This is a genomic window from Streptomyces sp. NPDC052687 (genome assembly GCF_040678395.1).
Taxonomy (GTDB): Bacteria; Actinomycetota; Actinomycetes; order Streptomycetales; family Streptomycetaceae; genus Streptomyces.
Map to the genome: position 1 here is coordinate 117322 of NZ_JBFATR010000006.1, position 13830 is coordinate 131151.

Sequence of the window (13830 nt, forward strand, 5' to 3'; positions counted from 1 at the left end):
GTTCGAGTGAGAAACGGGCGCCCGGGGCCACGTGCTGTCCGGCCTCCCGCGGCGAGCTGCCTAGCGTGCCAGTGACCGATCGGCCCTGCCTTCGTTCACCCGCACGGGGGAACAGGCACGGAACCACAGATCTGAACCGAGGTGTACGCCCATGGAGGCCCCGCCGGACAACGACGTGCTCTGGGCACGGTCACTGCACTTCACGCACCAGGACGGCTCCCCCGCGCTGAGCGGCGTCTCGCTCGGCGTCCGCGAAGGCGAGATCCTCGCCGTCACCGGCCCGCGCGGCAGCGGCAAGTCCACCCTGCTCGGTTGTCTGGCCGGCCTGGCGCGCGCCCAGCGCGGCGAGGTGTGGTTCAACAGCGTCCCCGTGCACACCATGGGCCCCCTCGCCCGGGAACGGCTGCGCCGCGACCGGTTCGGCTGGATCGACCCGGCCCCCGCGCTCGTCCCCGAGCTGAACGTCTGGGAGAACACCGCCCTGCCGCTGATGCTGCGCGGCACCACCCGGCGCCGCGCCAAGGTCGCCGCCCAGGAGTGGCTGGAACGCCTCGACGTCGGCGACAAGGCCCGCGAACACCCCGCCGAGCTCGTCCAGTCCGAGCGGCAGCGCGTCTGCATCGCCCGCGCGCTCGCCCCCGCCCCGACGGTCCTCTTCGCCGACGAGCCGACCGCGCCGCTGCACCGCGCGGACCGCGGCCACGTCCTGCGCACCCTCACCACGGCGGCCCGCTCGCACGGCATCACCGTCGTCCTCGCCACCCACGACCCGGACACCGCGGCCCTCGCGGACCGCACGGTCTCCCTCCTGGACGGACGGCGCGTGACCACCGTGCACCTGCCGCCGGCCCCCGAGACGGAAGGCCGGGCCGCGTGCTCGCTCTCCGCCTGACCCGCAGCGCCCACCCGGCCGTCCAGCTGCGCCGCCTGATGGTCGCGGCGGCCTCCGCCGGCACGGGCTTCCTCCTGCTGTCCGCCCTCGGCTACGCGCTCGGCCACCCCGGCGACCCGGCCGGCTCCCTCCTGCTCCGCCTGGCCTGGTGCGCGGTGCCGCTGGCCGCGACCGTCCAGCTCGCCGTCGCCGTCGCCCGCACCGACCCCGGCACCGCCCCGCGCCCCGGACTGTCGGCGGTCGGCCTGGGCCCGGCCCGGCTGATGACCGTCTCGGCGACCACCACGGCACTGGCCACCACCCTGGGCTCCCTCCTCGCCCTGTTCGTCTTCCTCCACCTGCGCGGCGACCTCACCGGCATGCCCTTCGACGGCGCCGCCGCGGACTTCCTCGCCGCCGACCGGCCCCTCCCCCTGCCCGCCACCCTGACGCTGCTGGCCATCGTCCCGGCGATCGCGTCCCTGTCCGTGGCCCTGGTCCTGCGCCCCCGCGACCCCGCCCCGGGCCCGCAGGCACCCCGCCGCTTCGGCCGGTTCGGGGCGTTCCGGCAGGGACCGAAGGAGCGGGACACCTTCGGCGCGTACGGCAGGTTCGGCGCGCAGCGCCGGACAGGCACCGGCCGCACCCCGGGGGCGGGTCCGGCGCGGCCCGCGCGGAGCCGGCCGCGTGTCACCGTCACGGCTCCGGTCGCGCAGCGGGACGGCACCGCGCGTACGCCGGCCGCCGCCACGGCCGACTCCCGGGGCGCGACACCGCCCGCGCCGGCCGCCCCCGCCGGCCTGCCCACCGCCGCCCCGCCGAGCCTCCCGTGGGGCATCGCCACCCTCGCCGCGGGCCTCGCCGTCGAGGCCTACGCGACCGGCGCCACCACCGCCGCCGACCTCACCACCCCGAGCGGCCTCGGCGCCGGCCCCCTGGGCGTCCTCGCCGGCTGGGTGATGACCGCCGTGGGACTCGCCCTGGCCGGGCCGGGCCTCACCCACCTGTGCGGCCGCCTCCTGCAGTGCGCCCGCCCCGGCGCGCTGCGGCTCCTCGCGGGCCGCGCCCTGATGGCGGAGGCCACCCGCATCGGCCGCCCGCTCGGTGTCGTCTGCGCGGTCACCTCCGCGGCGTACGCCCTGGCCACCCTCCAGGACCCGGTCACCCTCGGCCCGCTCACCACTCTCGGGGCGCTCCTGGTCGGGGGCTGCGCCACGGCGACGCTGCTCACCGCGGCCGTCGAGACGCGGCAGTCCCGCGCGGACACCACCGCCGCCCTGGTCCGCCTCGGCGCGCCCGGCACGGTGCTGCGCGGCGCCGCGGCCCTGCGCGCGGGCGCGCTGCTGGCGGTGTTCGGCCCGCTGACCCTGACCGTCGCGGCGCTGGCGGCGCAGCCGCTGACGAGCTGAGCGCCCACGGCATCCCTGCCGGAGCCGTACGGAACGTCGTACGAAAAGGGTCGCCGCGCACCGATGAGTTCGCGGCGGCACGCCGGTCTACCCCATCGAGAACGACGACAACCGAGGGAGAGACCCTGATGTACCAGCAGATGATCTTCGTGAACCTGCCCGTCGCCGACCTGGACGCCGCGAAGAAGTTCTTCACCGAGCTGGGCTACTCGATCAACCCGCAGTTCAGCGACGAGACCGCGGCCAGCGTCGTCATCAGCGACACGATCGTCGCGATGCTGCTCACCAAGGAGAAGTACGCGCAGTTCACCAAGAAGGAGATCGCCGACGCCACCCGGACCAGCGAGGTGCTGATCGCGCTGAGCGCGGAGAGCCGGGAGAAGGTCGACGAGCTGGTCGACAAGGCGATCGCGGCGGGCGGCACGGCCTCCGGCGAGACGCAGGACCTCGGCTTCATGTACGGCCGCTCCTTCGACGACCTCGACGGCCACACCTGGGAGGTCGTCTGGATGGACCCGGCGGCGATCGAGGGCTGACGGCCCGGCAGGAGGAGGCCGCCCGGCACGGGCGGGTGCGGGCGCGTCCGACACCCGCCCCGGTCCGGCGAGCTGACGGGCCGTACGGACGCCCTCCTGACGGACCGTACGAACGCCCTCCTCACCGCGGACATCCCCGGCGCCGCCTCGCCGGCCGACCGGATCGAGACGCTCGGGAGGCGTTGAAACGTCTCGTCGGTTAATAAGCGGGCAAAGCCAACCCCTGCGAGGGGCATATGCATTGACACTTCTTATGGAGCGCTTATAAACCTGTGAGACTCCTGGGGGTGCCGGGGCGGGCGCCGTGAGCCGGTGTCACCTCGCTACCCTCGTCAACCCCCCGCATGTGCGAATCTCGTAAAGGACAAACGTGTCCATAACCCGCCGTAACGTTGCACGTTCCGTGCGCATGATCGGTGTCGCCTCCGCCGCGGCCGCCCTGACGCTCGGCGTCGCGGGCACCGCCCTCGCCTGTGACATCAGTGAGTTCTCCGCCGTCGCCGAGTGCGAGGGCACCAAGGGTGTCATCAGGGTCACCGACAAGGACCCCTCGGGTGTCCCGGCGACCGTCTCGGTCTACCTGGAGAACAACGGCGCCGACGAGCGTCTGGTCGGCACCCAGGAGGTCCGGGGCTCCCGCGAAGGCGTCACGATCACCTTCGAGGAGGACTGGAGGCCGAACGCCACCTACCGGATCCACGTCAAGGCCGGGAACCAGGTCGACGACGACATCAAGCCGGACCTGACCACGCCGTCCACGCCGTGCAAGCCGGACGACAGCCCGACCCCGACGCCGACCCCGACCCCGACGCCGTCGGAAACCCCCTCCGACACCCCGTCGGCCTCCGAGACCCCGTCGGCGCCGGAGGACTCCGCCACGCCCGTCCCGTCCGCCCCCGAGAGCGGCAGCAGCGCCCCGGCGGACACCGCGAGCAACGCGCCGTCCCCCGCGGCCGGGGAGTCCAACCTCGCCGAGACCGGCGCCAACTCCAACACCGGTCTGATCGTCGGCATCGCGGCCGCCCTGGTCGCCATCGGCGGCGGCGCCGTCTTCTTCGGCCTCCGCCGCCGCGGCGCGAACAGCAACCACTGATCGCACCGCGCCCCACACCGGCCCGCCCTCGATACGACTCGGGGGCGGGCCGTCGGCGTGCCGGAGCCCTCCCCCGGCAGCGGCACCGACCCGGGCATCACGACGGCGACAGCGACGGCACCGTCAGCAGTCAGCCGAACGTCGCCCGCTCCAGCCAGAACTCCAGCAGCTCCCGCTCCCCCCGCACCTCCAGGCCGGGCGCGTCCAGGGGCAGCCGGCGGTAGAAGGCGAGCAGCACCGAGGTGAGCGGGCCGCGCAGGGCGACCGTCGCCTTCTCGTGGCCGCGCCGCCAGACGACCCCGTCCTCGGTCAGCTCGATCACCCACTCGGCGTTCAGCTCGGGTGCGGTGTCGGTGGCGTGGAGGTGAAGAGTGCGGCGGTCCCTGCCGCGCAGCTCGCTCGCCGAGTCGTCCGGCAGGGCCCGCTGGACGAACTGCACGATCTCCAGCCACTCGTCCACGGCGTCCGCCGCCACCTCGGGCGCCACCTCGTAGGGCAGCCCGGCGGCGAGCGTGGCGTCGGCGCGGTGCACGGTGATCTCGTGGGTCATCCGGCGCGCCCAGAACCCGGCGGTGTTGATCCCGGACCAGGCCCACACCACGGCGTCCGGACCGGCCTCCCGCAGCGCGGCGACGACCGCCTCGCCGCTCTCCGCCAGCCAGGCGTCGAGCGCCGCCGCGTCCCCGGTCGCCTCGGGCCCGGTGCCACCCGGCACCTCGCTCAGGCCGATCTCCTTCTCGGCCCGGGTGCGCACCAGCAGCTCCACCCAGCGCAGCGCCCCGCCGGTGTGCCGCACCAGCTGTTCCAGCGACCAGTCCGGGCAGGTCGGCACGGTCGCGGAGAGATCGGCGCCGGACGTCACCACGGACCTCAACCGGCCGAGCTGGTGCGCTATTTCGTCGCAGTAGCGGTCGTGCGCGAGTCGGCTCATGACCCGCACCCTATGATCGGCTCGCTCAGTCGAGCACCACGATTTCGGCCACGTCGAACTCCACGCCGACCACGTCCCCGACCTCCGGCGCCGACCGCAGCGCGCACGCCGCCTCCAGGCGCGGGGCGTCCTCCGGCTGGAGGTGCACGGCGACATGGGTGCCCTTGAAGGTGCGGGCGGCTACCGCGCAGCGCAGCCCGGCGTCGGGGGCCACCAAGCGCACCCCGGCGGGCCGGACGAGCAGGGTGCGCGCCCCCTGGGCGGCGCCCTCGGGGACCGGCAGCTTGCCCCAGGGAGTGGCGGCGGCCTGTCCGGCGACGGTGGCGTCGACCACGTTCTCGAAGCCGAGGAAGCGGGCCACGAACGCGTCCGCCGGCCGCTGCCACACCTGAAGGGGCGTCCCGGACTGGGCGATCCGCCCGTCCCGCATCACCACGACCCGGTCGGCGAGCGCGAACGCCTCGCCCTGGTCGTGGGTGACCGCGAGCACGGTGGTGCCGAGCCGGCCGAACAGCTCCCGGAGTTCCACCACCAGCCGTTCCCGCAGCGACCGGTCGAGCTGGCCCAGCGGCTCGTCCAGCATCAGCAGCCGTGGCCGGGGCGCGAGCGCGCGGGCCAGCGCGACCCGCTGCTGCTCGCCGCCGGAGAGCGCGGCCACGGCCCGGCGGCCGGCGCCCGGCAGCCCGACGAGGTCCAGCAACTCCCGTACGCGCTCGTCCTGCTGCCGCCGGGGAACGCCGTGCATCCGCAGCCCGAAGGCCACGTTGCCGCCCACGTCCCGCTGCGGGAACAGCTGATGGTCCTGGAACATCAGCCCGAGTTCACGCCGGTGCGCGGGCACCCCCGTCTGGTCGCGCCCGTCCAGCACCACCCGCCCGGCGTCCAGGCCCTGCAGCCCGGCCACCGCCCGCAGCAGCGTGGACTTGCCGCTGCCGCTGGGCCCGAGCACGCACACCACCTCGTGCTCGGCGACGACGAGATCGACCGCGTCGAGCACGGCCCGCCCGCCGAACCGCACCGTCGCGCCCTCGACCCGCAGCAGCATCAGAACTCCCCCGTCCGGTCGGTCCGCAGCCGCTCCAGCACCAGCAGCGCCACCGCGCACACCACCATCAGAATCGTCGACAGGGCCATCGCCTGCCCGTAGTTGAGGTCGCCGGGCCGTCCCAGCAGCCGCGCCACGGCGACCGGCAGCGTGGGGTTGTCGGGGCGCGCGATGAACACGGTCGCCCCGAACTCCCCGAGCGACACGGCGAACGCGAACCCGGCCGCGACCAGCAGCGCCCGCCGCACCATCGGCAGGTCGACCTCCCGCCACACCCGCCACGGCGACGCCCCGAGCACCGCCGCCGCCTCCCGCAGCCGGACGTCCACCGCGCGCAGCACGGGCAGCATGGTCCGCACCACGAACGGCACCCCGACCAGCGCCTGCGCGAGCGGCACCAGGATCCACGAGGCGCGCAGGTCCAGCGGCGGCTCGTCGAGCGCGATGAGGAAGCCGAAGCCGACGGTGACGGCGGACACGCCGAGCGGCAGCATCAGCAGCGCGTCGAACCCGCGCACGAACCGCCCGGCGTCGCGCCGGGTCAGCGCCGCCGCCGCGAGCCCGCCGATCACGACGGCGATGGCGGTCGCGGCGAGGGCGTACCGCAGCGAGTTGCCGATCGCCTCGATCGGCGGGACCAGGAAGGTGCCGCCGTCCGCGCGGGTCAGCGCCTCGTAGTACAGGAAGCCGGGCGCGTCCAGGGAGCGCTGCACCAGCACCGCCAGCGGCAGCACCAGCAGCAGGGCGATGGTGACGAGGACCCCGGCCAGCAGCGCCCACTGCCCGGCCCCGCGCGGCCGGCGCGCGGTGACCGCCGCGTCCACCAGCCGCAGCGCGCTCTCCCGCCGCCGTACCGTCCAGGCGTGCACGGCGAGGATCGCACCGACCGCCGCGAACTGAACGAGGGTGAGCACCGCGGCCGTGGACAGGTCGAAGATCTCCGACGTCTGCCGGTAGATCTCGACCTCCAGGGTGGAGAACGCGGGCCCGCCGAGGATCTGCACCACGCCGAAGGAGGTGAAGGTGAACAGGAACACCATCAGCGCGGCGGCGGCCACGGCGGGCGCGAGGGCGGGCAGGGTGATCTGCCGCCAGGCCGCCCACCGGGACGCGCCGAGCATCCGAGCGGCCTCCTCCTGCCGCGGGTCGAGCTGCGCCCACAGCCCGCCGACGGTGCGGACGACGACCGCGTAGTTGAAGAACACGTGCGCGAGCAGGATCGCCCACACGGTGGTGTCCAGCCGTACGCCCCACAGCTCGTCCAGCAGTCCGCCGCGCCCGAGCAGCGCCAGGAACGCCGTACCGGCCACGACCGTGGGCAGCACGAACGGCACGGTCACCACCGCCCGCAGCAACTGCTTGCCGGGGAAGTCGAGGCGGGCGAAGACATACGCGGCGGGCAGCGCGAGCAGCAGGGTGAGCGCGGTGGAGGCGAGCGCCTGCCAGGTGGTGAACCACAGCACGTGCCGGATGGCGGGGTCGGCGGGCACGTCGACGAGCCGCCCGAGCTGCCAGGACCCGTCGGCGTTCAGGCCGCGGGCGACGATCGCGGCGACGGGCCAGGCGAAGAAGACGGCGAAGAACGCGACGGGCAGGGCCATGAGCCCGAGCCGCGCCGCCGCGCTCTTCGCGCCGCCCCGGCGGGGGGTTACTTCAGTACGAGCGAGGTCCACGACTTGACCCAGTCGTCACGGTTGTCGGCGATCTTCGCCGGGTCCATGGTCTCGGGGTCCTCGGCCTGCGGGCCGTACGTCGCGAACTCCTCGGGCACCTTCGCGCCCTCCCGCACCGGGTAGACGAACATGTTCAGCGGCATGTCCTCCTGGAACTCCTTGCCGATCAGGAAGTCCAGGAGCGCCTTGCCGCCCTCGGGGTTCTGCGCGTTGCTCAGCAGCCCGGCGTACTCGACCTGCCGGAAGCAGGTGCCCTCGGCGACGCCGGTCGGTGCGGTCTTCGGCTTCGGGTCGGCGTAGATCACCTCGGCGGGCGGCGAGGAGGCGTACGACACGACGAGCGGCCGGTCGGCGTCGGCCTTCTTCCCGCCGGCGGAACCGGAGAACTCCTCGTTGTACGCCTGCTCCCAGCCGTCGACGACCTTCACGCCGTTGGCCTTGAGCTTCTTCCAGTAGTCCTGCCAGCCTCCCCCACTCTCGGCTTCGCTCGAGCGGGAGGTGCCCCCATCGCCGTACTTCGCGGCGGTGCCGAGCAGGAAGCCGAGGCCCGGCGAGGAGGTGGACGGGTTCTCGGTGACCAGCAGGTTCTTGTACTCCGGCTTGATCAGGTCGTCGAAGGAGTCCGGCGGGGTCAGCTTCTTCTCGCTGAAGTACGCCTTGTCGTAGTTGACGCAGATGTCGCCGGTGTCGACGGGCGTGACCCGGTGCTCCGCCTCGTCGGCGCGGTACTCGGGCCGGATCAGGTCGGAGCCCTTCGCCTCGTACGGCTGGAAGAGGCCGTTGTCGAGGGCGCGGGAGAGCAGGGTGTTGTCGACGCCGAAGAAGACGTCGCCCTGCGGGTTGTCCTTGGTCAGGATCGCCTTGTTGACGGCCTGCCCGGCGTCGCCGTCCTCCAGCACCCTGACCTTGTAGCCGGACTTCTTCTCGAAGGCGGCGAGGACGTCCTTCGAGACGGCCCACGAGTTGTGGCTGACGAGCGTGACGGTCCTGGATCCGGAACCGCCGCCGGACGCCTGGTCGCCGTCGGACGACCCGCACGCGGACAGCGTGACCAGGCCGAGCCCGACGGCCAGGATCGTGGCCTTCTTGGTGATGCTCACTGAATTCCTCCTGGAGGGACCAGGAAGAGACGCGGCCCCGCCCGGGAGCCTCCGGGGAAAATCCGGGGCTCCCGGGCAGGGCGCAACAGCTCGAGTGGTGACCGATCTCCCTACCCAGAATGACCTGGGCCAGGTTCGGAGGGTCTGCGGCCGGGTGCCGCACTCTCAGCGCTGTGGCGCTCCCCTGTCGGAATATGCAGATGTACTTACGCCCGTCAGACTACCGTTCGGTGGCGGCGAGCTGACCACACGCCCCGTCGATCTCCTGACCACGGGTGTCCCGGATCGTCACCGGCACCCCGTGCGCGGCGATGGCCTCGACGAACGCCTTCTCGTCCTCGGGCCGCGAGGCGGTCCACTTCGAGCCGGGCGTCGGGTTCAGCGGGATGAGGTTGACGTGTACCGGCCGGCCCTTGAGCAGCCGGCCCAGCCGGTCGCCCCGCCAGGCCTGGTCGTTGATGTCCCGGATCAGGGCGTACTCGATGGACAGCCGGCGTCCGGACTTCTCGGCGTACTCGAACCCCGCGTCCAGCACCTCGCGCACCTTCCACCGGGTGTTCACCGGGACCAGGGTGTCGCGCAGCTCGTCGTCGGGGGCGTGCAGCGAGATCGCCAGCCGGCACTTGAAGCCCTCGTCGGCGAACCGGTGGATGGCCGGGACGAGCCCGACGGTCGACACGGTGATCCCGCGCTGCGACAGCCCCAGCCCGTCGGGGGCGGGATCGGTCAGGGCGCGGATGGCGCCGACGACCCGCTTGTAGTTGGCGAGCGGCTCGCCCATCCCCATGAAGACGATGTTCGACAGCCGCGCGGGCCCCCCGGGCACCTCGCCGTCGCGCAGCGCCCGCATACCGTCCACGATCTGGTGCACGATCTCGGCGGTCGACAGGTTCCGGTCGAGCCCCGCCTGCCCGGTGGCACAGAAGGGGCAGTTCATGCCGCACCCGGCCTGCGAGCTGATGCACATGGTCACCCGGTCCGGGTAGCGCATCAGCACCGACTCCACGAGCGTGCCGTCGAACAGCCGCCACAGCGTCTTGCGGGTCGTGCCCTCGTCCGTCGACAGATGCCGTACGACGGTCATCAGCTCGGGGAACAGCGCCTCGCGCAGCTTCTCGCGGGAGGCGGCCGGGATGTCGGTCCACTGCTCCGGGTCGTGCGCGTACCGCGCGAAGTAGTGCTGCGAGAGCTGCTTGGCACGGAACGGCTTCTCACCGATCTCGGCGACCGCGTCCTTCCGCTCCGCGGGCGAGAGATCGGCAAGGTGCCGCGGCGGCTTCTTGGCTCCGCGCGGGGCGACGAAAGTGAGTTCTCCGGGCTTGGGCATGGTCCTACCAGTGTCGCAGATCCGATCGGGTGACCCGGGCCGCCCGGCTCGGCGCCCCCTCCGCCGCGCGGAGCCGCGGGCCGCGGACCCGCGGGTGTGCGAAAGCCCCCGCCCGGGGGCGGGGGCCAAGGCGCTGCCGGAGGGCGGCCGGTCAGCTGCTTCCGACGAAGGCCACGAGGAGCAGCCACACCACCGGAGCGGTGGGCAGGAGGGAGTCGAGGCGGTCCATGATGCCGCCGTGCCCGGGGAGCAGGGTGCCCATGTCCTTGATGCCCAGGTCCCGCTTGATCATGGACTCGCCGAGGTCGCCCAGGGTGGCGCTGGCCGCGACGGCGAGGCCGAGCAGCAGGCCCTGCCACCAGGAGCCGCCGTCCACCAGGAACTGCATGCACAGCGCGCCCACGGCCATGGCGAACGTCACCGCGCCCAGCAGGCCCTCGCGGGTCTTGCCGGGGCTGATCCGCGGGGCGAGCTTGTGCCTGCCGAACCGCCAGCCGACGGCGTACGCCCCGGTGTCGCTGACCACGGTCAGCAGCAGGAACGTCAGCACCCGCCACGGCCCGTCCTCGGCCGTCAGCATCATCGCGACGAACGTCGCAAGGAACGGGACGTAGAACGCGGCGAAGACGCCGGCCGTGACGTCCTTGAGGTAGCCCTCCGGGGGTTCCGTCATCCGCCAGACCAGCACCGCGAGCGCGGTGAGCGCCATCGCCACCCACGCGCCCTCGACGCCCCGGACGTACCCGGCGACCACCATGGCCGCCCCGCCGATCGCGAGCGGCACCAGCGGCGCGCGGATGCCCTTGCGCTCGTCGAGCCGCTTGGTCAGCTCCCACAGTCCGACGACCACCGCGACCGCGATCACACCGACGAACACGGCCTTGTAGACGAACAGCGACGCGATGATCACCGCGCCCAGTCCGACGCCGACCCCTATCGCGGCGCCGAGGTCCCGGCCCGCGCTCTTCTTCTGCGGGGCGGGGGCCGGCTGCGGGGCGTCGTGCATGGGCTCCGGATTCCTCGGCGCGCCGGAGGCGGGCGCCGACGTGCTCTCGTCTGGGAACAGCGGGCCGCTCAGCCGAGCGGCCCCCCGGCCGTCATCCTGGTTTCCGCCGTCCGCGGATACGTCGGACACGATGGGCATGGGCCGAGTCTGCTGCGCGTCACGCGCATCGTACGCGGGACCCGCCGGGACGGCGCCCTGCACGGGTCCCCGGACATGCCCCTGGGCAGCCCCTTGATCGGGCGGGCCCCAGTACCCGGTCTGCGGCGCCCCCCAGGAAGAGTCGTTCATCAGACCTCGAGCAGTTCGGCTTCCTTGTGCTTCAGGAGCTCGTCCACCTGGGCGACGTACTTGGCGGTGGTGTCGTCGAGCTCCTTCTCCGCGCGGCGGCCCTCGTCCTCGCCGATCTCGCCGTCCTTGATCAGCTTGTCGATGGCGTCCTTGGCCTTGCGGCGCACGGAGCGGATCGAGATCTTCGCGTCCTCGCCCTTGCCCTTGGCGACCTTGATGTACTCGCGGCGGCGCTCCTCGGTCAGCTCCGGGAACACCACTCGGATGATGTTGCCGTCGTTGCTCGGGTTGACGCCCAGGTCGGAGTCGCGGATCGCCTGCTCGATGTTGCGCAGCGCGCTCTTGTCGAACGGGGTCACCACGGCCATGCGCGGCTCCGGCACGGAGAACGAGGCCAGCTGGTTGATCGGCGTCGGTGCGCCGTAGTAGTCGGCCACGATCTTGTTGAACATCGCCGGGTGCGCACGGCCGGTGCGGATCGCGGCGAAGTCCTCCTTGGCGACCACGACGGCCTTCTCCATCTTCTCCTCGGCCTCGAGGAGGGTCTCTTCGATCACCACTTGCTCCTGCGTGTCTTGAGTAGGCCCGGCTGCGGTTGACGTGTTGTGGTCGGCGGCCGGCTGCGTCGCGTCTTCTTCCTGCACGGTTCCCGACCGGCAGGACATTGTCCATCCCCCGGCCGGGGTCCGTGGGTCAACCGGTCAGTTCCGGCTGCCCTGGTCACCCACCAGCGTGCCGATCTTCTCACCCTTGACGGCCCGGGCGATATTGCCCTCGGCCAGAAGCTCGAAGACGAGGATCGGCAGCTTGTTGTCACGGCACAGCGTGATGGCCGTGGCGTCGGCGACCTTCAGATCGCGCGTGATGACCTCGCCGTAGCCGAGGGCGTCGAACTTCACGGCGTCCGGGTTGATCTTCGGGTCGGAGTCGTAGACCCCGTCGACTCCGTTCTTGCCCATGAGCAGCGCCTCGGCGTCGATCTCCAGGGCGCGCTGGGCGGCGGTGGTGTCGGTGGAGAAGTACGGCATGCCCATACCGGCGCCGAAGATGACCACGCGCCCCTTCTCCAGGTGGCGCACGGCGCGCAGCGGGATGTACGGCTCGGCGACCTGGCCCATGGTGATGGCGGTCTGGACCCGGCTGTCGATGCCTTCCTTCTCCAGGAAGTCCTGGAGGGCGAGGCAGTTCATGACGGTGCCGAGCATGCCCATGTAGTCCGAGCGGGCGCGGTCCATGCCGCGCTGCTGGAGTTCGGCGCCGCGGAAGAAGTTGCCGCCGCCGATGACGACCGCGATCTGCGCTCCGTCGCGCACGACGGCCGCGATCTCGCGGGCGATCTTGTGCACCACGTCGGGGTCGACGCCCAGGCCCCCGCCACCGGAGAAGGCCTCTCCGGACAGCTTCAGCAGAAACCGGCCGCGTACTTTGCCGTCGTCGCTCTTCTGGGCCTTGGTGGTCATGGGGGATCCCGCCTCTTTCACGTGTTGCACATACGAAGAAGGCCACTGCCGGTGGGGTGTCGTTCGCAACCCATGCGCGGCAATGGCCTCCTCGTCAGATCTGCTGTCGCCCGCCACGCTCGTGTGCGTGGCGGCGTACGCAAACGACCGCACCCGACCCTGTCGGGGCCGAGTACCCGTCGCGGTACGGACTCAGATGCCGACCTTGATACGCGTGAAGCGCTTCAGGGTGACACCGGCCTCGTCCAGAACCTTCTGGACGGACTTCTTGTTGTCGAGCGCGTACGGCTGGCCGAGCAGCGTCGCGTCCTTGAAGAAGCCGTTCAGACGACCCTCGACGATCTTGGCGATCGCGGCCTCGGGCTTGCCCTCGGCGCGGGTGGTCTCCTCGGCGATACGGCGCTCGGACTCGACGACGTCGGCCGGGATCTCGTCCTTGGAGAGGTACTTCGGCGCGAAGGCGGCGATGTGCTGGGCGACGCCCTTGGCGACCTCGGCGTTCGGCTTGTCGAACTCGACGAGCACACCGATCTGCGGGGGCAGGTCGGGGTTCGTGCGGTGCATGTACGCCGTCACGAAGCCGTCCGCGTACTGCGCGAAGCGGTCCAGGACGATCTTCTCGCCGAGGGTGGCGTTGGCCTCGTCCACGAACGCCTGGACGGTCTTGCCGGGCTCGATCTCGGAGGCGAGCAGGGCCTCCAGGTCGGCCGGGGAAGTGGCGGCGACGTGCTCGGCGATCTTGTTGGCGACGGCCTGGAACTTCTCGCCCTTGGCGACGAAGTCCGTCTCGCACTTCAGCTCGACGAGGACGCCGGAGGAGTTGTCGTCGGCGATGATCGAGACCACGGCGCCGTTCTCGGCGGAGCGGCCCTCGCGCTTGGCGACGCCCTTCTGGCCCTTGATGCGCAGCGCCTCGACGGCCTTCTCGACGTTGCCCTCGGCCTCGTCCAGCGCCTTCTTGCAGTCCATCATGCCGGCGCCGGTGAGCTCACGGAGCTTCTTGACGTCGGCGGCGGTGTAGTTCGCCATGATTCAGTGAATCTCTCTCGAAGTCTGGAAGATCGGAGGTCTGCACGGTCCGCGACGCAGGG

General features: G+C 72.2%; 13 protein-coding genes and 1 riboswitch. Of the genes, 4 read left to right on the forward strand and 9 right to left on the reverse strand.

What is annotated here, in order from left to right; genetic code table 11:
• Positions 1 to 151 precede the first annotated feature (151 nt).
• From AB0K92_RS09205 to AB0K92_RS09220, 4 genes are all read left to right on the forward strand, one after another.
• On the forward strand, positions 152 to 892 hold the full coding sequence (locus AB0K92_RS09205) for an ATP-binding cassette domain-containing protein (RefSeq protein WP_365920916.1): 741 nt from the start codon (positions 152 to 154) through the stop codon (positions 890 to 892).
• Complete coding sequence (locus AB0K92_RS09210) at positions 874 to 2280, forward strand: hypothetical protein (protein ID WP_365920918.1); 1407 nt, start codon at positions 874 to 876, stop codon at positions 2278 to 2280. Before AB0K92_RS09205 ends, AB0K92_RS09210 begins: the two co-directional genes overlap by 19 nt.
• Positions 2281 to 2408: 128 nt before the next feature.
• Positions 2409 to 2816, forward strand: coding sequence for a VOC family protein (locus AB0K92_RS09215; protein WP_166002547.1), 408 nt, complete (start codon positions 2409 to 2411; stop codon positions 2814 to 2816).
• Between the two features lie 409 nt (positions 2817 to 3225).
• A complete protein-coding gene (locus AB0K92_RS09220; RefSeq protein WP_365921038.1) occupies positions 3226 to 3909 on the forward strand; it encodes an LAETG motif-containing sortase-dependent surface protein in 684 nt (227 codons plus the stop codon).
• Between the two features lie 130 nt (positions 3910 to 4039).
• On the opposite strand, the gene AB0K92_RS09225 is transcribed toward AB0K92_RS09220, so the two are convergent.
• The 9 genes from AB0K92_RS09225 to tsf form a co-directional block, all read right to left on the reverse strand.
• Positions 4040 to 4840 carry a maleylpyruvate isomerase family mycothiol-dependent enzyme gene (locus AB0K92_RS09225; protein ID WP_365920920.1) on the reverse strand — a complete coding sequence of 267 codons (801 nt, stop codon included), beginning with the start codon at positions 4838 to 4840 and terminating at the stop codon, positions 4040 to 4042.
• A 25-nt stretch (positions 4841 to 4865) separates the two neighbouring features.
• Positions 4866 to 5885 carry an ABC transporter ATP-binding protein gene (locus AB0K92_RS09230; RefSeq protein WP_365920922.1) on the reverse strand — a complete coding sequence of 340 codons (1020 nt, stop codon included), beginning with the start codon at positions 5883 to 5885 and terminating at the stop codon, positions 4866 to 4868.
• Positions 5885 to 7486 (reverse strand): iron ABC transporter permease, encoded by a 1602-nt coding sequence (locus tag AB0K92_RS09235; protein WP_365920924.1) that lies wholly within the window; start codon positions 7484 to 7486, stop codon positions 5885 to 5887. The genes AB0K92_RS09230 and AB0K92_RS09235 overlap by 1 nt, the downstream gene beginning before the upstream one ends.
• A gap of 47 nt (positions 7487 to 7533) precedes the next feature.
• Entirely contained in the window at positions 7534 to 8658 is a 1125-nt protein-coding gene (locus AB0K92_RS09240; protein ID WP_365920926.1) for a thiamine ABC transporter substrate-binding protein, read from the reverse strand.
• Positions 8659 to 8747: 89 nt separating this feature from the next.
• Positions 8748 to 8854, reverse strand: a riboswitch (TPP riboswitch).
• 24 nt (positions 8855 to 8878) lie between these two features.
• Entirely contained in the window at positions 8879 to 9985 is a 1107-nt protein-coding gene (rlmN, locus tag AB0K92_RS09245; protein ID WP_166002542.1) for a 23S rRNA (adenine(2503)-C(2))-methyltransferase RlmN, read from the reverse strand.
• Positions 9986 to 10136: 151 nt separating this feature from the next.
• Positions 10137 to 11279 carry a phosphatidate cytidylyltransferase gene (locus tag AB0K92_RS09250; protein ID WP_365920929.1) on the reverse strand — a complete coding sequence of 381 codons (1143 nt, stop codon included), beginning with the start codon at positions 11277 to 11279 and terminating at the stop codon, positions 10137 to 10139.
• Entirely contained in the window at positions 11279 to 11836 is a 558-nt protein-coding gene (gene frr / locus AB0K92_RS09255; RefSeq protein ID WP_043506945.1) for a ribosome recycling factor, read from the reverse strand. The genes AB0K92_RS09250 and frr overlap by 1 nt, the downstream gene beginning before the upstream one ends.
• Positions 11837 to 11980: 144 nt before the next feature.
• Positions 11981 to 12739 (reverse strand): UMP kinase, encoded by a 759-nt coding sequence (pyrH, locus tag AB0K92_RS09260; protein ID WP_365920931.1) that lies wholly within the window; start codon positions 12737 to 12739, stop codon positions 11981 to 11983.
• 192 nt (positions 12740 to 12931) lie between these two features.
• Positions 12932 to 13768 carry a translation elongation factor Ts gene (gene tsf, locus AB0K92_RS09265; RefSeq protein WP_365920933.1) on the reverse strand — a complete coding sequence of 279 codons (837 nt, stop codon included), beginning with the start codon at positions 13766 to 13768 and terminating at the stop codon, positions 12932 to 12934.
• Positions 13769 to 13830 lie beyond the last annotated feature (62 nt).